The following is a 21184-nucleotide window of genomic DNA, read 5'->3' as shown; positions in this document are numbered from 1 at the left end:
CGTGGGGAATCTGCACGAATAGTGTTCAAAATGACGGTCGCCAACCGCTCCATTGATTGGGAGATACGTAGTGTGTCGTGAGAAAATACTGGCAAGCACTGCATTCGGGCAGATTATATAAATGACGGAGGTGTCCGCCGGTGATAGTCATGACAGGAGCCTTTTTCGGGGCTGCTGTCATTGCGTACCCACTGGTCAAACGCCTCGGTCGCAACGGGTTCTTCTTTCTTGCCCTGGTGCCGTTCGCTGGGCTGATCCTCACCCTCGCAAAGGTCCCCGATATCTTCGGGACAGCAGGCAGGCCGTGGGTCGAGAGCATGGGCTGGTTGCCGGCGCTCGGTCTCGACGGCATCTTCCGCCTCGACGAACTCTCCTGGATCATGAGTCTCCTGGTCACCGGCGTCGGTGCCCTCGTCTTCGTCTACTGCGCCCGCTACTTCCCGCCGGATGAGCCCGGACTGGCCCGGTTCTCTGCAGTCTTCATGGCCTTCGCCGGAATGATGTACGGACTCGTCCTCGCCGATGAGCTCCTCATGCTCTACCTGTTCTGGGAAGGCACGACGGTCTTCTCCTACCTGCTCATCGGCCACAGCCAATCCCGCCGCCGCTCCCGCCAGGCCGCGCTGCAGGCCCTCATCGTCACCACTGCCGGCGGACTGGCCATGCTCGTGGGCATGATTCTGCTGACCTCAGCGACTGGAACAAGCCAGATCTCGACCCTCATGGAGCGCGCGAGCCTCGATCTGGACACCGGACCGGTCATCGTCACAGCCGTAATCCTCATCCTCGTCGGAGCGGTGTCGAAGTCCGCGCTGATTCCTTTCCACTTCTGGCTCCCCGGTGCCATGGCCGCACCGACCCCGGTCAGCGCCTACCTGCACGCGGCGGCGATGGTCAAAGCCGGAATCTACCTCATCCTGCGCCTGGCTCCGGGCTATCACGCGCTGCCCGGTTGGTCAGAGACACTGCTGACCCTGGGTCTGCTCACGATGTTCATCGGCGGTTGGCAGGCCCTCAAACAGACCGACCTCAAACTCCTGCTTGCCTTCGGCACGGTCTCCCAGCTCGGATTCCTCACGACGATGGCCTCCTTCGGCTCTCCCGACATCACCAAGGCCGCCCTGGCGATGCTCATCGCCCATGCCCTGTTCAAAGCCTGTCTGTTCCTGTGTGTGGGCATCATCGACCACCGTGCCGGCACACGTGACCTGACGAAGCTCTCCGGAGGTTGGAAAGCCTTCCCAGTCGTCGCCGTCTGCGCCACGATCGCCGCGGCATCGATGTCCGGTCTTCCCCCGCTGCTGGGCTTCGCGGCCAAGGAAGCTGTCTATTCGACCCTCCTCGCCTCAGGTGACAAAGCATCGATCATCGCGCTGATCGGCGTCATGATCGGATCGATGCTCACCGTGGCCTACTCGGCACGCTTCGTCTGGGGTGCGTTCTCAAGCAAGGAGGGTGTCGACGACATCGCCCGCCGCGATGAGAAGGTCACCCTGATCATCTCCCCGGTCATGCTCACCGTGCTCACCGTGGTGTTGGGCCCGGCGGTCGGACTCATCGACGGCTACTTCGGAGCCTGGACCTCGACGCTGCCGGCCATCGACCCCGGCGACGGCGACTACCACCTGGCAATCTGGCACGGACTCGAACCGGCTCTGGCTCTGTCAGCAGTCACGATCGCAACGGGCCTCGGACTCTTCTTCGTCCGCGACTCGTTCGCCAAGGTCCAGTCGACTCTGCCCTCGGGCCTCGACTTCCACGACCTCTACAGCAAGCTGATCAGCTGGATGGAGAAGCTGGCCTTGTGGGTCACCTCCCGCACCCAGCGCGGTTCGCTGCCGTTCTATCAGAGCGTGATCTACCTCGTCCTCGTGGCGGGCATCGGCCTGGCCGTGATCACGAATGACACCTGGAACATCGATTTCAAACTCTTCGACACCCCGCTCGACTTCATCGTCGCCGCAGTCCTCATCATCGTCGCGGTGGCAGCGACCCGCGCCAAGAAGCGCTTCACCGCTGTGGTCGTCACCGGAATCTCCGGCTATGCAATGGTCGCCTACTTCGCATTCGTCGGAGCCCCGGACCTGGCGCTGACCCAGGTTCTCGTCGAGACCATCACTATCGTCGTCTTCGTCCTCGTCTTGCGCCGTCTGCCTGCCCGGATCGGTCAGAGCACCGGCCGCTTCACTCCGGCCTGGCGCGCCATCATCGGCGCCGCGGTCGGCGTGACCATGATGCTCGTCGTGCTCATCGCCGCCGGAGTGCGCATCAGCGACCCGGTGTCCGTGGACTTCGGCCAGCTCGCCTACGAGATCGGCCACGGCCAGAACATCGTCAACGTGACCCTCGTTGACATCCGCGTCTGGGACACCCTCGGTGAAATCTCGGTCCTCGTCGCTGCCGGAACCGGCATCGCCGGACTGATCTTCGTGCGCGGCCGTGAAGGACACCTCCATCGTTTCGTCTCCCGCCGTGACGGCACCGAACTGCAGGGACGTGTGCGCTTCCAGCCGGTCCCCGAGGAGATCGGCTACTTCCGCGACCCCCAACGCGAAGACGTGACGCAGCGTCGAGTCTCCTGGCTCATCGCCGGACGCACACTAGCACCACGCAACCGGTCCATCATCCTCGAGGTCACCGCCCGCCTGGTCTTCCACGCCGTCCTCATCTTCTCCCTCTACCTTCTCTTCGCCGGTCACAACGAACCCGGCGGCGGTTTCGCCGGTGGCCTCGTAGCCGGTCTGGCACTGGTCGTGCGCTATCTCGCCGGCGGCAAGTTCGAACTCGCCGAGGCGGCCCGCTTCACCCCCTCGAGCATGCTGGGAACCGGCATGATCATGGCCGTGCTCACTGGCATCGGCGGGTGGATCTGGGGCGACACCGTGTTCAGGTCCGTCTACCTCGAAGGCGATATTCCGGTGCTCGGGCACCTGTCGTTCGGAACCTCGACGTTCTTCGACATCGGCGTCTACCTCATCGTCGTGGGACTCATGCTCGACATCCTCAGATCCTTGGGCGCCGAGGTGGACCTGCACCAGGAGCGCGACGAAATGATGCTGACCAAACGACTCAACCAGTCATACAACCTCTCGGAGACCTTCAGCGTCGAGGCCGAGCACGAAGCGGTCTCGTCGATCCTCGACCGTGTCAATCACCTCGACGTGGACAACGGCGCCGAAGGGGGACGGCTATGACTCTGCCCTTCATCATGGTCCTGGCGATGGGAGTCCTCTTCGCCAGCGGCATCTACCTCATGCTCGAACGCTCACTGACCCGCGTGCTGCTGGGGTTCATCCTCCTCGGCAACGGCGTCAACCTCCTCATCATCCTCACCGCCGGCACAGGAAATCCGCCGTTGACCGACGGGGAGAACCTGTCCACAGAAGGTATGTCCGATCCGCTGCCACAGGCACTCATCCTCACCGCCATCGTCATCACATTCGCGGTCACCGCGTTCCTGCTCGCCATGATCTACCGCTCCTGGCGCTTGGTGCGAGCCGATTCGCTGCAGGACGACACCGCCGACCTGCAGGTGGCGATCACGAAGATGATCGACTCCGAGGCGGAGGCGAGCACGGACTACGACGACACCGAATTCGGTGATGAGGCCGAGAGCCCGATCACCGGCGCCATTGACCTCGACGACGACGGCACCCCCAAAGAACGCGACGCAGGCGAGGACAGCAGCGAAGAAGGTTCCAAGGGAACCACGATGGAGGAGAAGAAATGATCGATCTCCTTCCCGTGCTTGTGCCCTTGCCCGTCCTCCTGCCCCTCATCGGTGCGGGACTGGCGCTGGTGCTGTCGAAGCACTCACGAGCTCAGAACATCGTGTCGATCCTGATCTTGAGTGCGGTCATGGTCATCTCGCTCGTCATGCTCTTCGGCATCGATGCCAACGGCCCGCAGGTCGTGGCGATCGGCGGGTGGGAACCGCCGGCAGGAATCGTGCTCGTCGCCGACAGGCTCTCCTCGCTCATGCTCGTCGTCTCCTCGCTGGTCACCCTGTGTGTGCTCATCTACGCACTCAGCCAGGACGCCAACGACGACTCGAACGAGACCCCGATCTCCGTGTTCAACCCCAGCTATCTGGTGCTGTGCGCGGGTGTCGCAAACGCCTTCCTTGCTGGTGACCTGTTCAACCTCTACGTCGGCTTCGAAATGTTCCTCGTCGCCTCCTACGTGCTGCTGACCTTGGGTGCTACGGCAGAGCGCATCCGGGCGGGCGTGACCTACGTCGTCGTCTCGCTCGTCTCATCGGTCATCTTCCTGGCAGCGATCGGCGTCATCTACTCGGCGACCGGAACAGTGAACATCGCGCAGCTCTCCGAGAGACTGAGCGAGCTGCCGCCGGATGTGCAGATGATTCTGCATGTCCTCCTGCTCATCGGCTTCGGAATCAAGGCCGCGATCTTCCCGCTGTCCTTCTGGCTGCCCGACTCCTATCCGACCGCTCCGGCCCCGGTGACCGCCGTGTTCGCGGGACTGCTGACGAAGGTCGGCATCTATGCGATCATCCGGACCGAGACGCTCCTGTTTGCCGAGTCCTCCCTGCGAGTGCCTCTTCTGATAGCCGCGGCATTGACGATGGTGGTCGGAATCTTAGGCGCGATCGCCCAGTCGGAGATCAAGCGGATTGTGTCCTTCACCCTCGTCTCCCACATCGGCTATATGCTCTTCGGTGTGGCTCTGGGGACCACTGTCGGACTCTCCGCCGCCATCTACTACACGGTCCACCACATCATCGTCCAAACCGCGCTGTTCCTGGCCATAGGTATGGTCGAAATGCGAGGTGGGTCGACTTCGACGAGGTCCCTGGGTGGGCTCATGGTGCTCTCACCGGCATTGTCGATCATCTTCTTCATCCCTGCCCTCAACCTCTCAGGCATCCCGCCGTTCTCCGGGTTCATCGGCAAGGTTGCGCTCTTCGCCGCCGGTTTCGCCGATCACGACTGGCTCGCTGTCTCGCTCATCGTCGCCGGTACGGTGACCAGCCTGCTGACCCTCTACGTCATCGGGCGTACCTTCAACCTGGCCTTCTGGCGCGACCCCGCGGACGCGGAGGAGCCGAACGAGGAACTCGTGGCCGAGTTCGCCGAACGCAAGAAGGCCAAGCTCGCGGGCAAGCCCTGGAAGTCACAGATCGGGGTGCCGGGATCGATGTTCGCAGCCACCACGGTCGTGGTCGTCGCCTCGATTATCCTCACAGTCTTCGCCGGTCCCCTGTGGGATCTGTCCGACCGTGCTGCGGGAAATCTGCAGTCGCCGGTCAACTATGTGACGGATGTGTTGGGCGGTGATGGCTCATGAGCACGAATCGGCCTCCGCGGATGACGAAGGGACGCAGCTTCGTCCAGCAGCTCGTGCTGGTGTTCTTCCTCGTGGTGCTGTGGGTGATGCTCTGGGACTCCGTGTCACTCATGCACATCCTCTCGGGCATCATCCTCGCCCTGGTTGTGACCCGTGTCTTCTACCTGCCCCCGGTGGTGCTCTCCGGTCGGTTCAACATCATCCACGCCCTCAACTACGGACTGTGGTTCCTGTACTCACTCATCCACGCCTCTGTCGAGGTCGCCTGGTTCGCCTTTCGTCCTCGCGCGGTAGGTGCCGGTTCGGTCATCGCCTGTGACCTGCGCACGAGTTCGGATCTGCTGATGACGCTCGTGGCCGATACCGCCAGTCTGATCCCCGGGTCGATCATCATCGACAGCGACAGGGCGATGGGGGTCTTGTATCTGCACGTTCTCGACTGTGATTCCCAGGAGAAGATCATCTCTGCCAAAGCGCAGGTCTATCACATCGAGCGGCTGCTCATCCTGGCTCTCGGCTCTCACCGTGATCTCGCTGCGCTGAAGGTCAACCCCGACCCGATCGCCGACGAATACGGAGATGTCCGATGAGTCAGATCGTGCTCGACACCCTCGTCGTCGTGGCCTCGGTGCTGCTGGCCGCCTCGGCGGTCATGGCCCTTTATCGCATCATCCGCGGACCCTCGATCCTTGACCGCATGATTGCCACTGACGTTGTGCTGGCCTCCATCATGTGCGGTCTGGGCGGGTTCATGGCGCTGTCGGGTCGCACGGACCTTCTGCCCGTGCTCATCGTGTTGGCGATGCTCGGGTTCGTCGGATCCGTCAGCGTCTCCCGGTACGTATCCAAGTCCGATTCCATGACACCCGGCGCCGAGGTGGGCTCACTCAGCGACTTCACCAGCTCCGACTGGCATATGCCCCAGGAATCAGCCGATGGCAGCCAGACCGAAACCGGAAGCACCACCGGCCAGCCAACCGAAGCCGATGGCGGGGAGGAGTGGCCCGATGACGTGGCCCGCGGAATCTCCGACGTCGCTGATGGCCCCGACGCCGTCACCGTGCACGACGACGAAGAGCCCGTGACGGTGGGCCTCGACCAGGGAACCGATCCCGACGCCGAAGGTGAGGGCCTGGGCATAGGGCCCGACCCGGGACCAGACGACTCCGACGACGGTGACCGCACGGGACCCGAACCCGAAGAAGAGGAAGGGGGAAGCAGATGATCCTCGACATCATCTCCGCAGCGCTCATCCTCCTCGGCGGGGTGCTGTCCTTGGCCGCCGCGCTCGGTCTGCTGCGCTTCGGCGACCTTCTGTCTCGCATGCACGCCAGTGCAAAACCTCAGGTCCTGGGGTTGTTGATGGTGGCTGTGGCGATCGGGATCCAGTACCCGACATGGTCGACAGTGACCACGTTGGCGATCATCATCTCCTTCCAGCTCGTCACCATTCCCGTGGCCACGCATATGGTGGGGCGCGCCGGTTATCGCACCAAACACCTGCGTCGTTCTATGCTGTATCGAGATGAGCTCGCCGAGGCTGTCGATCGAGCAGAGGCCAGAGAACTCGCGTGGGAACGCAGAAGAGGAACCGGAACGGACCCCAATGACGGTTGACAATCAACAGCAGCCCCAGCCCTTGGTGCTGGTCGCCGATGACGAACCCGATGTGCTCGGCGCCGTTGTCCCCTTCCTTGAACGCTCCGGTTTTCGGGTGCTCGCCGCCAGCGACGGACTGCTGGCCCTCGACGAGATCCACCGCCACAATCCTGATGTCTGCGTCCTCGACGTCCTCATGCCAGGTGCCGACGGCAGACAGGTTCTGCGACGGCTGCGCCAGGAGGAGAACTGGGTTCCGGTTCTGCTGCTGACTCAGGTCGGAGAGGCCGTCGAGCGGGCGATGGCGCTCGAAGAGGGCGCCGACGACTACCTCAACAAACCTTTCGATCCGCACGAGCTCGTCGCCCGAATCCGCGCAGTGCTGCGCCGGACTCGCAGCGACGGGCCACCCCTGGCCACAGCTCCGGTGCTGGCTTCGAGCTTCGGACTGCGCCTTGATCGTGTGGGCAGGCGCGCCTGGATGGGCAATCGTGAACTGGTCATCACGCCCAAGGGCTTCACCCTGTTGGAATACCTGATGGTCCACAAGGACGAACTCATCGAACGCTCCCGCCTGCTCGAGATCCTGTGGGGCTTCGAAGAGGCCGTGGGCACCCGCGCGGTGGATTCCCGTGTCGCCGAACTGCGCCGTGTCCTCGGTGAGGACGCCGCCGAACCGCGGTGGATCGCCACCGTTCAGGGCCGCGGCTACCGATTCGTCGGTGAGGTCCGAGGCGAAGACGGTCAGAGGACCCCATGACGAAATTTCTGGTCTTCGAGGTCCAGATCTGGCTGTTCCTCCTGCTGCTGTTCCTCGTGCTGGCCGGTTTGGCCATCGGCGCGTATTTCGCCTGGAGACATCTGCGCAGACGTGAGGCCGCACTGCGAGAATCGATCGAGGCAGCGGCGAGCGAGGATTCCCTTGCCAAGCGCAACCGGATGCTCATTCGTCTCGACCATGAGCTGAAGAATCCACTGACCGCGCTGCGCACCTCGGCCGCGAGTATCCGCGACGTCGTCCGCGAAGGCGGCTCGATCGAAGAGGTCGAATCCGCTGCCAAACAGGTCGACATCTCCTCACGCCGAGTCGCACGTCTCCTGGCAGACCTGCGCAAGCTCGCCGACGTCGAGACCCGCATCATCGAATACTCCCGAGTCGATCTCGATCGGCTCATCCACCAGGCCGTCGACGACGCATCGACGGCGCCCGGGGCCGAAGACCGCATGATCGTGGCCACTGTCGCCCGTGCCCCCTGGCGTCTGCCCGATGTCGCCGGTGAGGAAGATCTGCTGCTGACCGCGATTCTCAACCTGCTGGGCAATGCGCTCAAGTATTCCTCTCAGGCCGAGGTCGTCGAACTGCGTGCCAATGAGCAGATCATCGACAGCCACAGGTGGGTTGTCGTCGAGGTCGCCGACACCGGCAGCGGCATTCCACTGACCGAGCAGGAGCAGGTGTGGGACGAACTTTCACGCGGCTCCCGTGTCCGCGCGGTGGCCGGTTCCGGAATGGGGCTTTCACTGGTCAGAGCAATCGTGACCCGCCACGGCGGTTCCGTGCAGCTCTTCAGCCAGGAGGGTGTGGGCACCTCGGTGCGCATGGTGCTGCCGGTCCTCGGCGACGCCGCTCAGGTGACCGTGCCGCCGATGGTCGATCAGGTCGGGCATGCCGCTGCCGGTTCTCATCCGGTCCAGCCCGTGCAGCTTCCCGATTCGGGCCAGACGCCCGGGTTCCTGCCGCCCCGGCAGCCCAACGAGGCGGAGCTTCAGGGCCGGATTTTGGGCTCCCCGCGAAGAACCTCGAAACGACGCCTCGAACGCGTCGACGGCAATCTGGTTCACCGTTCGACGGGAGAATCAATCGGCGGAGGGTTCCCGCAGGACTCCGGTCAGCACTCTCAGTTCAAACCCGGCCCAGGGGCGGGTCGAGGACCCGCCGGGCCACAGTCGGGACCTGTCCCGGGCTCCAGCGGTCCGCAGTCGGGACCACAACAGGCCTGGCAGAACCATCCGCCACAACCTCAACGACCGCCAGAATACCCACCGATGCAGCAGTCCGATTCGGTCGAGCAGCCTCATTCGACCGAGCAGCCTCAGAGCCGTAGTCATCTGCGGCCGAGGGACGAACGGTGATGAGACACGCTGCGAAGGTACGAACAGTCGTGGCCGGAGCTGCACTGCTCAGTCTCGTCCTCAGCGGCTGCTCGGCCCTGCAGATCCGCACCGCAGAACGGGATTCGGGTCCTGTCCGTGTAGCTGTGAAGAAGAACGTCGGAGAGAACCCCACCACGGCACCTGCTGACGACGGAATCCCCGATGGGATGAAGAAGGTCTCGCGCAACCTCGGCGCCGAATGCCCCGTCGACGTCAGCATTGCGATGACGGATGGCTGGTCGGAGGGGTCATCCGGCGACGAATTCCACTCCTTCTCCCGCGGCGAGACCCCCATCGAGAGCGACTCGGTCCTCATCACCTGCTCCAAAGGGTATGAGGACTCTCCACAGTCGATCGTCGACGCGAAGAAGAAATTCACCTTCTCGGAGCCGAAATCCACGGTGACCGCGCAGCGCACAGGCAATTTGGCAGCCGGATACTACTGGACGTTCCAGGGCGAACTCGGCCCGCAGGAGATCGTCGCGATCAACAAGAAGCAGACCGTCATGTACGGTGCCAGGATCGGATACAAGACGAATGGGCGCGTCGTCGAGATCGGGGTCGAGATGCGCTCACTGAAGTCGAACACCGAGGCCGCGGAAGAGTTCAAGCAGATGCTGCCCACCCTCACCATTGACGACGAGAAGGTTCCCGCGCCGAGATTCAAATAGACGTTTCCCGGCCCGAACCTCGGCGATGATCCTAGGATGGGATCATGACGACCAACGACGCTGTGACTGCTCTCCTCGACGCCCGCCGACTGCAAGGCCTCCTGACGAACCAGAGCGGCCATGTCATCGCTCAGTACTCCTTCCTCAACGCCGAGGGCAACACCTACCTCTCCCATCTCGCCGACATCGGCGAGGACAGTCCTCGCCGGATCACCCGGGGAGATCAGTCCATCGGCGCGGCCGCGATCAGCGAGGCCGGAACCATCTATTTCGCAGCCAAACGCACCGGTGAAGACGGCAAGGACGCACAGAGCCCGAGCCTCTGGGCCCTGCCCGAGTCCGGGGAGGCACGCAAGCTCGCCGATCACGACGGCGGATTCTCCCGAATCGAAGTCAAAAGCCAATCCCTGATTGTCCAGTTCCCCGTCCACACCTGGGCCGCGAACGAGGACGAACACCAGGAATTCAGCGAAGAACGCAGCGAATCCAAGGTCAGCGCCATCCTGCATTCCGGGTTCCCCATCCGCCGGTGGGACCACGACCTGGGCCCGGGCCGAGACACTCTGGCGATCGCAGACCTGGACACGATCGGCGACGAGTTCGGCGAGGATCTCTCCGCGGACCTCACGCGCGAGGCCGCCGATTCCGAGGCAGTCGGTTCCGTGGAGTCTGGTACCGACGCAGATTCCTCCACCGGCCTGACTTTTCGCTATCTGCCTCTGCCGCCCGGTCGCCTCGTGGACTGGGCCGTCGATGACGAGGCGCGCTTCGTCCTCGTCCAGGTCGAGAAGCCGATCCCCGGCCAGCTCGAAGCCAGCGAGATCTGGCAGATCGACCTCCACAAACATGCTGCACCTCGCCTGCTGATTGAGGCTGCCGCCGATCACGGGTACGGCATCGATGCCATCAGCCCCGATAGAACCCGCGCCCTGGTCACCCGGGAGCAGTTCTGGACGTCGACGACGAACCTGTCCGCCACGCTCATGGTCCTCGACCTCGACACCGGGTCGCTGAACCCGGTGTGGCCCGAAGCAGATCATTGGTTCGACCTAGTCTGGGCCGATGACTCCACCATCGTGGCCAGCGCCGACGATCACGGCCGGGGCAGCGTCTTCATCGGTGATGTCAACGACGAACAGCCTCGGCGGCTGGTGGGCGGTCCCGGTCAGAAATATACGTTTGCGGGACTGCAGGTGCAGGGACTCACTGTCGTGGCGACCGCCTCGGCGATCGACGTCGCACCCCTGTCCATCGCTATCGACCTGGTCTCGGGCCAGATCAGCGAGCTCGCGAACCCGGCGACCGTCATCGACGGGACCGGCACCCTCACCGAGGTGGCGGCAGTTGGTGACGACGGCACCGCAGTGCGCGCCTGGTTGGCACTGCCCGAGGGGGAAGGCCCGTTCCCGCTCGTCGTCTTCGCCCACGGCGGGCCCTGGGGATCCTGGAACTCCTGGACGTACCGATGGAATCCGGGACCGTTCGTGTCCGCCGGATACGCGGTGCTGCTGCCGGACCCGGCGATCTCCACAGGCTACGGCCAGTCGATGATCGACCGCGGCCAGCAGGAGCTGGGCGGGGCACCCTTTACCGACATCCTCGCCCTGACAGACGCGGCCATCGAACGGACCGACATCGATGCCGAACGCACAGCTCTGGCCGGCGGGTCCTACGGCGGTTACATGGCGAACTGGGTGGCCGGACACGCCAGCGACCGGTTCGCCTGCATCATCACCCACGCCTCCCTATGGAACACGACGTCGATGGGTCGGACCACGGACAACGCCTCCTGGGACGTAGCTATGAGGAAGCAGGCGGGAACGTACTCACCGCACCTGTTCGCCGATCGGATCGAGGTGCCGATGCTCGTCATCCACGGCGACAAGGACTACCGGGTGCCGATCGGGCAGGGCCAGGAACTCTGGTACGACCTGCTCACCCGGTCCAAGACTCCGCTGGATGCAGAGGGACTCACTCAGCACCGTTTCCTGTACTTCCCCGACGAGGGCCATTGGGTGGCCGGCCGCGGCAACGCCGAAGTCTGGTACCGCACGGTCCTGGCCTTCCTCGACAAACACGTCCTGGGTATCGACGCCGAGCGCGCCCGCACGCTGGGGTGAATTCCAGCCCGCAGGTCGACGAGGCGCCAGTGTCGTCGAAACACACAAGAGCGCACGTGAATACTATCTGTCAAGACGGAAATGTGCCATGATTATGATTGTTTGATCATCAATACAATCAGGAGTGTGATCGATGTCGGGTCTTGGTGAGTTCATGGCAGAGGAACTGCGGAGTCAGCCGGAGACATGGGAGCGGACCCTGCACGTCGCTGCCTCCGCTGCTGCCCAGCCGCAGGACGGAGAGCGGGTCGCGGTCATCGGCTGCGGGTCCTCGTGGTTCGGTGCGCAGGTGTTCGCGTCCCTGCGAGAGACGCAGGGCAAGGGCGAGACCGATGCCTTCACCGCCAGCGAGTACCCCACGCATCGGAGCTACGACCGCATCATCGCGATCTCCCGGTCCGGCACCACCACCGAGGTCGTCGACGCACTCGAGAGTCTCGGCTATCGCACACCGGTCACCGCCATCGTCGGCAGCGACGGATCGCCGATCGCACAGCGCGCCACGGACGTCATCGCCCTTGATTTCGCCGATGAGCGATCCGTCGTCCAGACGAGGTTCGGCACCTCAGCCATCACAGCCATGCGCTCTTGGCTGGAGCAGGGGAGCCAGTTGGAGACCGCGATACAGGACGCGAAGACCCTCCTAGCAGGAATTTCGCCCGACTTCTCCGAATTCGAGGACAGCATCCTTGACGCTGAACTCCTCGACGCCGAGCAGTTCAGCTTCCTGGGTCTGGGGTGGACGTGGGGTCTGGCCAACGAGGCCGCGCTGAAGCTGCGTGAGTCCGCGCAGGCCTGGACCGAGTCGTACTCGTCGATGGAGTACCGCCATGGGCCCATCGCCATCGCCGAGCAGGGGCGTGTGACCTGGCAGCTCGGTGATGCTCCGGCAGGGCTGCGCGAGCAGGTCGAGGCCACGGGGGCCAGATTCGTCGAATCCGACCGCGATCCCTTGGCCGAGCTCGTGCGTGTGCACGCGCTCGCACTCATCAGGGCCCGCCGCCTCGGCGTCGACCCCGACAATCCGCGCTCACTGACACGGTCTGTGGTCCTGGACGAATGACGGCTCGCGCAGAGATCCTCCGCGTGGCGCAGAGGCTGAGCCTGGGTGCCGGTCCGGTGGCGCTCGCCGTCGATGTCGGAGGCACCGGGATGAAGGCTGCGCTCTTCGACTCCACCGGGAGGATCGTCGACGCGCTGAGTGCACCCACCCCTGAATGCACACAGAGCGCGGCGGCGGAGGTCATGGATGTCATCGCGGACTTCCGTTCAACCCTCGCCGAGGGCAACCCAGAACACGCCATCGCCGAGGCGGCAGTGGTCATCCCCGGAATCGTCGACGAGGCCAGCGGGACCGGAATCCATTCCGCAAACCTCGGGTGGCGCAACGTGCCGTTCCGATCGCTGCTGAGCCAGATCCTGAATCTCGACGTCAGGCTCTCCCACGATGTGCGATCAGCCGGAAGGGCCGAATTCGAGCTGATCGAGCACACTCCCGACGATGCCGTGATGATCACCATCGGCACAGGCATCGCCGGAGCGATCCGAGTCGGCGGTCGCCTGATCTCCGCGGGCGGCTATGCGGGAGAGGTGGGTTTCACCGAAGTCACCGTCGACACCGCCGAGGGACTGTTCCGGGGACCGATCGAGCACATCGCCTCGGCGTCGTCGATCGCGAAGCGGTACTCCCAGCGCAGCGGGACCACGGTCGCAGGATCCTTGGACGTCCTCGACGCCGTGCACTCGGGTGATCCGATTGCACATGAGGTGTTCGCCGAAGCGGTCGAGGCTCTCGCCGCGATGTGTGCGCAGATCGCGGCAGTGATCGCGCCGGAGACGATCGTGCTGGGAGGCGGCTTGAGCGGGGCCGATGAACTTCTCGACGGAGTGGAGGCGGCGTTGCGGCCGCGGCTGGACTTCCACCGGATGCCGAGCATCCGCCGTGCTGGCTTGGGCCCCGTCGCCGGACTCATCGGCGCCGGGCTGCTGACGAGGGATGCGGCATGAGTGCCGGGCACGCAGAAGCGCGCGCCGCGGATGCGCCGCGCGTGGTCACCGCGACGCTCAGCCCCGCCTGGGACATCACCGTCACCGTCTCGCGCTTGGACCTGGGACGCTCGCACCGAATCGGCCCCGCAGCAGGCAGGCTCGGCGGTAAGGGAATCAACGTGGCCCGTGTCCTCGCCGACACCGGAATCGGAGCCTATGTGCAGGGCCCTGTGGCAGACGAGCACCGGCCCGAGGCCGCCCGCTCGGCCGAGGTCGAAGCTTCGACCGGTGGCACACCGGTGTGGGATCTCACTCCGACTCCCAGCAGGCTGCGATGCAGCTATGCCGTCGTCGAGGGGTCCGGACGTGCCACCGTACTCAACGAGACAGCCTTTGAGCACCCACCCGAGGTGTGGGAAGCGCTGACGGATTCCATCAGTCGACGCCTCTCCGAGCCGGCAGTGTCCGTGCTCGTCCTCTCCGGCTCAACCCCGGCAGACTGCCCCGAAGACTTTCATCCCAACCTGGTGACAGCGGCGCATGCGGCCGGAGTCAGCGTCATCGTCGACACCTCAGGGCCTGGACTGCTCCGAGCGGCTCGGGCCGGTGCCGACTGGGTGAAACCGAACGCGGAGGAACTGAACGAACTGTTCGCCGATGTGGACCTGATCGCCTCGGCGGGGGAGCTGGTTCGTGCCGGCGCAGGCCACGTCCTCGTCTCCCGCGGGGAGGAGGGGATGGTCCTCGTCGACCGGACCGGGCCGCGCTCGAGCGCGCGTCTGGGCAGGGTCCTGCAGGGCAATCCCACGGGAGCCGGTGACGCCGCTGTGGCAGGCGTGGCCCGGTGTCTGGCAGCGAAGTCGCAGGGTCCTGAGCCAGCTCGGCTGCCTGATGAAGACGTTCGCGCCATCCTCAGGGAGGCGGTCGCGCTCTCTGCCTCTGCGGTGCTCATGCCCCAAGCGGGCCAAGTCCACCCCGAGTGGCAGAACCTGCGACACGAGGTCGTCATCACGAAGGAGCAAGCATGACCAGGGCCGCTACGATCGAACTGCTGACCAGCACGGACGCCGCCATCGGTGCATTCAACGTCATCCACCTGGAAACCGCCGAGGCGATCGCGGCTGGCGCTGAAGAGGCAGATGCGCCTGTCATCATGCAGATCTCCGAGAACTGCGTGAAATACCACGGCAGCCTGACCCCGATCGCCCGCGCCGCGATGGCCATTGCGGAATCCGCGCGGGTTCCGATCGCCGTCCACCTCGATCACGCGACCGACGTCGATCTTGTGTCCGAGGCCCTGGAGCTCGGCTTCGACTCCGTGATGTATGACGGAGCGCATCTGAGCTTCGCGGAGAACTGCGCGGCCACTGCCGAGGTGGTCCGTCATGCCCATGAACGCGGAATCGGCGTCGAAGCGGAGCTGGGTGAGATCGGCGGCAAGGACGGTGCCCACGCACCCGGTGTGCGCACCGACCCGAGTGCGGCAGCGCAGTTCGTGACGGAGACTGGAGTCGATGCGCTGGCTGTGGCCGTCGGCACCTCGCATGCGATGGTCGAGCGGACCAGCCGCCTCGACCTCGAACTCATCGCGAAGCTGGCCGTCGGAGTGCCGGTGCCCCTGGTTCTGCACGGCTCCTCGGGCGTCGCCGATGATGAGATTCGCCGTGCTGTAGCCGCGGGCATGGCCAAGATCAACATCTCCACCCACCTCAACAAGGTCTTCTCAGGCTCCGTGCGCGCGACTCTGGATGCTCACCCGGACATGGTCGACTCACGGAAATACCTCGGACCCGCACGTGACGCCTTCGCAGCCGAAACGGCCCGCCTGATCCGTCTCCTTTGCAATCCCATGGGCGAGGACAGAGACTGATTCTATGAGCACGCGTGAGGACCGCCTCGACTCGATCTTGTCGAAACTCGACCGGGAGACAACCGTCGGCGTGGAGGCACTCAGCCAGGAGCTGGGCGTCTCCCTGGCCACTGTCCGCCGTGACCTTGACCTGCTCGAACAGCGCCGGCTCGTCGAACGCACCCACGGGGGCGCCACCAGGCGCGCCGTCGACTATGACCTGTCGCTGCGCTACAAGGAGGCAGCCTCAACAGAGGCGAAGGCGGCGATCGCGCGAGCGGCAGTTGACCGGATCTCCCCGGGCTCCGTGATCGGACTCTCCGGGGGCACGACCACGTTCATGGTCGCCGACGCCCTGAGTCGACGCGACGATCTCCTGCGCGACCTCACCATCGTCACCAATGCGGTCGACATCGCGAACAGACTTGCCATCCACCCGGGCATCAAGGTCATCGTGTGCGGGGGAGTCATCAACACCTCGAGCTTCGAACTCGTCGGCTCCTTCGTCGACTCCGTGCTGCGCAGCATCTGGCTCGACCTGGCGTTCGTCGGCGTCCACGCGATCTCCGCCTCCGCCGGGGGTATGACAGCCAACGAGGACGAAGCCTACGTCAACCGACTGATGGCCGAACGTGCCGAGCAGGCCATCGTCGTCGCCGACTCCTCGAAGTACGGCAGACGATCCTTCGCCTCGGTCGGCGGCACAGAAGTCTTCCAGACGATCATCACCGACTCCCAGCTCGAGGCAGGCGCTGCCGACGAATTGGTCCAGGCCGGGTACGACGTCGAGCTCGCACCGATGCACCAGGAGAGCCCATGAGCGCACAGCCTGCCGACGCGCCCGCGGACACGATCATCCACAACGTCATCATCCTCGACGGCGATCCGGCCGGCTTCACCTTAGAGAGCGCCGATGACTGGCTAGCCGCGGCCGACGGCACCGTCATCTCACGCGGCCGCGGTTCGGGCTGGCAGGACCTGCCCGCCTCGGCGAGAGTCCAGACCATTGACGCAGGAGGAGCGTACCTGGCCCCCTCCTACGTCGACATCCACTGCCACGGGGCAGGGGGATCGAGCGCCGAAGACGGGGAGGCCGGACTCGCGAAGATGCTCGCGATCCATCACCGACACGGAACCCGGGCGCTCGCCCTCTCCTACGTCTCGGACACGATCGAGGGACTCTGCAGCTCGCTGAGCGCAGGAGCAAGGCTCTGCCATGACAACCCTGCTGTGCTCGGTCTCCATGCCGAAGGCCCATTCCTGTCCCCGGACTTCAAGGGTGCGCACGCACCCGAAGTGCTCACAGCTCCCACCCCCGAGGCGGTCGAATCGATCCTTACGGCTGCTGACGGAACGCTGGCTCAGATCACGATCGCCCCCGAACTGCCGGGTGCCTTCGACGCGATCTCACGGTTCGCCTCGGCGGGGGTGAGCGTGGCCATCGGGCACACGGGCGCCGGCTACGAGGAAGCGGCACGAGCCTTCGACGCGGGCGCGAGCATCCTCACCCACACATTCAACGCGATGCCCGGAATCCACCACAGGGCACCGGGCCCGATCCTCGCCGCAATCGAGGCAGGACACGTCACGCTGGAACTCATCAACGACGGAGTGCACGTGGCGGCGCCGCCGGCGCGAATGTTGGCGACCTTGGCTCCTGGGCGGATCGCGCTGATCACAGATGCTATGGCCGCGACTGGGATGGCTGATGGGGACTACATGCTCGGAGCGCTGCCGGTACAGGTGGAGGATTCCGTGGCCCGACTGTTGGGCGAGGACGGTGCGACGGGCTCCATCGCCGGGTCCACGCTGACGATGGACGATGCGGTGATGAGAGCGGTGGCTGAGGTGGGTATGAGCCCGCTTGAAGCCGTCCAGGCCGCGAGTCTGGTACCGCTGCGGGCACTGGGACTCAGCGCCGATGACCAGCACAGTCTGCTGGGCCTCGGAATGCCCGCTGACTACCTGCTGCTGAACGCGGACATGAGCATCCAGCCTGAGAATCTGGCACGATAGGAGACATGGATGCCCTGCTCCTCATTGACACCGACGACGCCAGTTACACCTCCGACGAGAACGCCGAGATCTTAGTCGACATCGTCGGCCGCACTCGCACGGTCGGCGGTGTGCTCATCTTCGCCTCAACGAAGGACGAACTCGTCGACGTCGACGATGAGGAACTGTCCATCTTCGTCCCCGACGAGGAAGATCTCGTGCTGCGATCGGAGAAGCCCGACGTCTTCGACGGCATCCGCGACCTGGCCCCCGGCCTCCACGACATGGGCGTTGACCGCATCGTCATCGCCGGTGGTGACGTGGACACAATCGAGGCTCTCGACGACGCAGAAGATGAATCGGACGACACCTCCGACGACACGGACGCGGCAGGCGACAATGACGACGCCGGTGCCAGAGACCTGCCGGGATCGGTCCGTGCTTCGGCGATGGCCGCACTCGTCTGCAACTTCGACGTCATCATCCTCTCCGACGCGGTGATCGACCCCGAGGGGCAGCCGGTGACCTGGCTGGGCGAGGCCGAAGAGGCCGGAGCCATGATCAAGAAGACCGCCGACACCTGGTTGAGGATGTAACTTCTCTGGCGTCTGATGCCCTCTTAGTTCTACACTGAGTAGAAGTTTTGAGTCTTCTGAGTCTCACCCCTGATGTCAGCCGTGTGCGCAGCCCCAAGAGAGGAGAGGCATGACCGGGTCGAATAAGTCGGTTCGTGCTCTCTTCGCCGCGCTCATTACGACCCTGCTGGCCGTGCTCATGCACGTCGGCGCGGGCGGTACGACCTCTCCCCTCGGCATCGTGATCGTCTTCGTCTTCGTTCTGTGGGCTGCAACGATCCTCGCTGGCCGTCGCCTCGGGTATCTGGCGCTGGGGTCACTGCTCGGTCTGGGGCAGATCCTCATGCACCTGTCGATGGGTTGGTTCACTGCCGCGCCCGCTTCCACCGCTGCCGCGACGACCGGATCGGCCATGGGCCACCAGCAGCACATGAACCACGGGACCGGTGCCCTCGACCTGGGTCAGGTTGCTCCGATGTCGCATCCGATGTCGCACATGGTCGGTGACGGGACGAGTGCAGGTCTGGCCATGGTGCTCGCGCACCTGGCCGCGGTCCTCGTCACCGCGGTGGCTCTCAAACGCGGCGAAGACATCATTCTCACCATCCTGCAGCTGGCACTGGGACCGATCGCCACCGCACTCCGCGCCCTCGCCGAGGCGGTCGGTGTCCTGGCCGAATTCCCTGGCCGAGTCGCCCAGGGCGAAGTCGTTTTGCCCCAGGCCATCACCTCTGCCGTCATCGGCCCCAACTACCGACGCGGACCTCCCGCACTCGTCTGACTTCAGAGCTTCACCAGCGGCGGATACACCGCCGACCACACATCATTGGTGACAGCCGAACACCGTCGTCGGCGAAGCGTACCGTGCGACCGGGTGCCCGAACACCGGGTGCCCGAACACCGGGTGCCCGCCTGCCTCAACGCACCTGCCGCACCATCCGTCACGACCCGTGCCCGGCTGCACCGACAAGCTGAAAGTGCAGACGAAATGCGAAAGAACACCACCTTGATGGCCACCATGTCAGTTGCCTTCATGATCGGGCTCAGTGCCTGTAACCAGAGCCAGGCAAGCGAGCCCGAAGAGGCGAGCAGCTCCCAGATCAGCGTCGACTCCCTGAGCCTCGACGACGCCTGGGTCAAGGCCGCCGACGACGGCATGACCGCTGTATTCGGAGAACTCAAGAACAACAGCGACAAGGACATCAACCTCGTCGCTGCGAAGTACGATGACGCCGACCAGGTCCAACTCCACGAGACTCTCGAAGACAACTCGGGAGGAATGTCGATGCAGGAGAAGAAGGGCGGCTTCACGATCCCTGCGGGTAAGTCCCTGAGTCTCAAGCCCGGTGGCGATCACATCATGGTCATGGGGTTGGCGAAGCCGATCAAGCCGGGTGAGGAGATCTCACTCGACCTCGTCACCGCCGACAAACAGACCATCCCGGTGACCGCCATCGCCAAGGACTACTCCGGGGCGCAGGAGAACTACGCCCCTGGCGAGGCCGACGACGAGGGCGACGGCTCAGACAGCGACCACAAGGACGTGGACCATAAGGACATGGATCACGGGGATATGGATCACGACGAGATGGACCACGGAGATCACGGTGACCACTGAGTCCGCAGAACCCGCACCTCGTCATCACGGGTTCAGCCGCCGGCGCCTCATCGCTTCGGCGGCTGCGGCCGGGGGAACAGGAGTCGTCGGCGCCGTCGCAGGCTTCGGGGTGGGACGATCCGTTGCTGGTGACCGTGCTGAAGCCGCACCGTCCAGAGACCTCAGCGGAGCCAACGGCCCGGTCACCGAACCGTTCTACGCCCCACATCAGGCTGGAGTCGAGACCCCACCCCAGGCGCACGCGCTCTTCCTGGCATTGACGCTGAAACCCGGCATCAAGGCCACCGACGTGACTCGCTGGCTGAGGCTGCTCACCGCCGATGCCGCGGCACTGACACAGGGGAGCGGTCCACTGGCTGACTCCGAACCCGAACTCGCCCATGACCCCGCGCGCCTGACAGTCACCTTCGGATTCGGACGCGGACTGGTCAAGCTGGCGGGTGAGAAATCCGTGCCGAAATGGTTGGGCCCGCTGGAGAAGTTCCCCATCGACGATCTCGACCCCGACCGCTGTACAGGGGATCTGCTCCTCCAGATCTGTGGTGATGACCCTCTGACCCTGGCACATGCCCAACGGATGCTGTGGAAGGATTCCCGGAACTTCGCCGAGGTGGCCTGGCAGAGAGAGGGATTCCGCCGTTCCTACGGCAGCCAAGGGGAGGGAAGAACCCAACGAAATCTCTTCGGGCAGTTGGACGGGACGGCCAATCCCGGGCCTGGATCTGAGGACTTCGCTCGTATCATCTGGGGGCAGGGGACCGGACAGTCCGATGCAGTCCACTCTGCACGCGGGGCACCGCCGGACAACCTCGGCGATCATCTGCCGGAGTGGATGCGCGGGGGAACAACCCTGGTGCTGCGCGACATTGCGATGAACCTCGACACCTGGGACAAGGCTGATCGGCCCGCGCGGGAGTTCGCGACCGGGCGAACACTCGACACCGGGGCACCGCTGTCCGGTTCCGACGAGTTCGATGTCCCCGACTTCGAGGCGGTCGACAAGCGAGGACTGACGAAGATCTCGGCGGCCTCACATGTGGCTCGGGCGCGCGATGGTCTGGGTCCCGAGACACAGATCCACCGGCGCACGTTCAACTATGGAACAGGTGCCGGTCAGGGCGCGGGATTGCTGTTCGCTTCGTTCCAGGCAGATATCGACCGGCAATTCCTTCCGATCCAACGCCGCCTCGCCGAGGTGGATCTGCTCAACGAATGGACCACTCCGATCGGGTCGACCGTGTGGGCGATTCCGCCAGGAGTCAAAGAGGGGGAGTACATCGGGCAGAGCCTCTTCGAAGGGTGAT

The 21184-nt window shown here is 64.5% G+C and carries 20 protein-coding genes; all 20 read left to right on the top strand.

Features of this window, described 5'->3' with window-relative positions:
- Positions 1-149: 149 nt before the first annotated feature.
- On the top strand, positions 150-3194 hold the full coding sequence (locus BSP239C_RS07885; RefSeq protein ID WP_101571604.1) for a Na+/H+ antiporter subunit A: 3045 nt from the start codon (positions 150-152) through the stop codon (positions 3192-3194).
- The gene (locus BSP239C_RS07880) at positions 3191-3730 is read left to right on the top strand and encodes a Na(+)/H(+) antiporter subunit C (protein ID WP_101571602.1); all 540 of its coding nucleotides are present in this window, start codon (positions 3191-3193) and stop codon (positions 3728-3730) included. Before BSP239C_RS07885 ends, BSP239C_RS07880 begins: the two co-directional genes overlap by 4 nt.
- The gene (locus tag BSP239C_RS07875; protein WP_101571601.1) at positions 3727-5310 is read left to right on the top strand and encodes a Na+/H+ antiporter subunit D; all 1584 of its coding nucleotides are present in this window, start codon (positions 3727-3729) and stop codon (positions 5308-5310) included. The genes BSP239C_RS07880 and BSP239C_RS07875 overlap by 4 nt, the downstream gene beginning before the upstream one ends.
- The gene (locus tag BSP239C_RS07870; protein ID WP_101571599.1) at positions 5307-5900 is read left to right on the top strand and encodes a Na+/H+ antiporter subunit E; all 594 of its coding nucleotides are present in this window, start codon (positions 5307-5309) and stop codon (positions 5898-5900) included. Before BSP239C_RS07875 ends, BSP239C_RS07870 begins: the two co-directional genes overlap by 4 nt.
- Positions 5897-6535: a monovalent cation/H+ antiporter complex subunit F gene (locus tag BSP239C_RS07865; protein WP_101571597.1), complete on the top strand. Its 639-nt coding sequence runs from the start codon at positions 5897-5899 to the stop codon at positions 6533-6535. The genes BSP239C_RS07870 and BSP239C_RS07865 overlap by 4 nt, the downstream gene beginning before the upstream one ends.
- Positions 6532-6927, top strand: coding sequence for a monovalent cation/H(+) antiporter subunit G (gene mnhG, locus BSP239C_RS07860; protein ID WP_101571595.1), 396 nt, complete (start codon positions 6532-6534; stop codon positions 6925-6927). The genes BSP239C_RS07865 and mnhG overlap by 4 nt, the downstream gene beginning before the upstream one ends.
- Positions 6917-7669: a response regulator transcription factor gene (locus BSP239C_RS07855; protein ID WP_101571593.1), complete on the top strand. Its 753-nt coding sequence runs from the start codon at positions 6917-6919 to the stop codon at positions 7667-7669. The genes mnhG and BSP239C_RS07855 overlap by 11 nt, the downstream gene beginning before the upstream one ends.
- Positions 7666-9042, top strand: coding sequence for a sensor histidine kinase KdpD (locus tag BSP239C_RS07850; RefSeq protein WP_101571591.1), 1377 nt, complete (start codon positions 7666-7668; stop codon positions 9040-9042). Before BSP239C_RS07855 ends, BSP239C_RS07850 begins: the two co-directional genes overlap by 4 nt.
- Positions 9042-9734 carry a hypothetical protein gene (locus BSP239C_RS07845; RefSeq protein ID WP_101571589.1) on the top strand — a complete coding sequence of 231 codons (693 nt, stop codon included), beginning with the start codon at positions 9042-9044 and terminating at the stop codon, positions 9732-9734. The genes BSP239C_RS07850 and BSP239C_RS07845 overlap by 1 nt, the downstream gene beginning before the upstream one ends.
- 44 nt (positions 9735-9778) lie before the next feature.
- A complete protein-coding gene (locus BSP239C_RS07840; RefSeq protein WP_101571588.1) occupies positions 9779-11854 on the top strand; it encodes an alpha/beta fold hydrolase in 2076 nt (691 codons plus the stop codon).
- A 154-nt stretch (positions 11855-12008) separates the two neighbouring features.
- Positions 12009-12917 carry an SIS domain-containing protein gene (locus tag BSP239C_RS07835; RefSeq protein WP_226830945.1) on the top strand — a complete coding sequence of 303 codons (909 nt, stop codon included), beginning with the start codon at positions 12009-12011 and terminating at the stop codon, positions 12915-12917.
- Positions 12914-13861 carry an ROK family protein gene (locus BSP239C_RS07830; RefSeq protein ID WP_101571584.1) on the top strand — a complete coding sequence of 316 codons (948 nt, stop codon included), beginning with the start codon at positions 12914-12916 and terminating at the stop codon, positions 13859-13861. The genes BSP239C_RS07835 and BSP239C_RS07830 overlap by 4 nt, the downstream gene beginning before the upstream one ends.
- A complete protein-coding gene (locus BSP239C_RS07825) occupies positions 13858-14871 on the top strand; it encodes a 1-phosphofructokinase family hexose kinase (RefSeq protein ID WP_101571582.1) in 1014 nt (337 codons plus the stop codon). Before BSP239C_RS07830 ends, BSP239C_RS07825 begins: the two co-directional genes overlap by 4 nt.
- Positions 14868-15713, top strand: a complete 846-nt coding sequence (locus BSP239C_RS07820) for a class II fructose-bisphosphate aldolase (RefSeq protein WP_101571580.1) — start codon at positions 14868-14870, stop codon at positions 15711-15713. Before BSP239C_RS07825 ends, BSP239C_RS07820 begins: the two co-directional genes overlap by 4 nt.
- 4 nt (positions 15714-15717) lie before the next feature.
- On the top strand, positions 15718-16512 hold the full coding sequence (locus BSP239C_RS07815) for a DeoR/GlpR family DNA-binding transcription regulator (protein ID WP_101571578.1): 795 nt from the start codon (positions 15718-15720) through the stop codon (positions 16510-16512).
- Positions 16509-17708 carry an N-acetylglucosamine-6-phosphate deacetylase gene (locus BSP239C_RS07810; protein WP_101571576.1) on the top strand — a complete coding sequence of 400 codons (1200 nt, stop codon included), beginning with the start codon at positions 16509-16511 and terminating at the stop codon, positions 17706-17708. Before BSP239C_RS07815 ends, BSP239C_RS07810 begins: the two co-directional genes overlap by 4 nt.
- 5 nt (positions 17709-17713) lie before the next feature.
- Complete coding sequence (locus BSP239C_RS07805; RefSeq protein ID WP_101571574.1) at positions 17714-18283, top strand: hypothetical protein; 570 nt, start codon at positions 17714-17716, stop codon at positions 18281-18283.
- A gap of 109 nt (positions 18284-18392) precedes the next feature.
- A complete protein-coding gene (locus BSP239C_RS07800) occupies positions 18393-19043 on the top strand; it encodes a hypothetical protein (protein WP_101571572.1) in 651 nt (216 codons plus the stop codon).
- Between the two features lie 228 nt (positions 19044-19271).
- Complete coding sequence (locus BSP239C_RS07795; RefSeq protein WP_257930123.1) at positions 19272-19880, top strand: copper chaperone PCu(A)C; 609 nt, start codon at positions 19272-19274, stop codon at positions 19878-19880.
- Positions 19870-21183 carry a Dyp-type peroxidase gene (locus tag BSP239C_RS07790; RefSeq protein ID WP_257930122.1) on the top strand — a complete coding sequence of 438 codons (1314 nt, stop codon included), beginning with the start codon at positions 19870-19872 and terminating at the stop codon, positions 21181-21183. Before BSP239C_RS07795 ends, BSP239C_RS07790 begins: the two co-directional genes overlap by 11 nt.
- The last annotated feature ends 1 nt before the right edge of the window (position 21184 follow it).

Source organism: Brevibacterium sp. 239c (assembly GCF_900169365.1).
Taxonomy (GTDB): domain Bacteria; phylum Actinomycetota; class Actinomycetes; order Actinomycetales; family Brevibacteriaceae; genus Brevibacterium.
The sequence above is the reverse complement of the archived record's forward strand: the minus strand, read 5'-3'. Positions and strand labels throughout refer to the sequence as shown.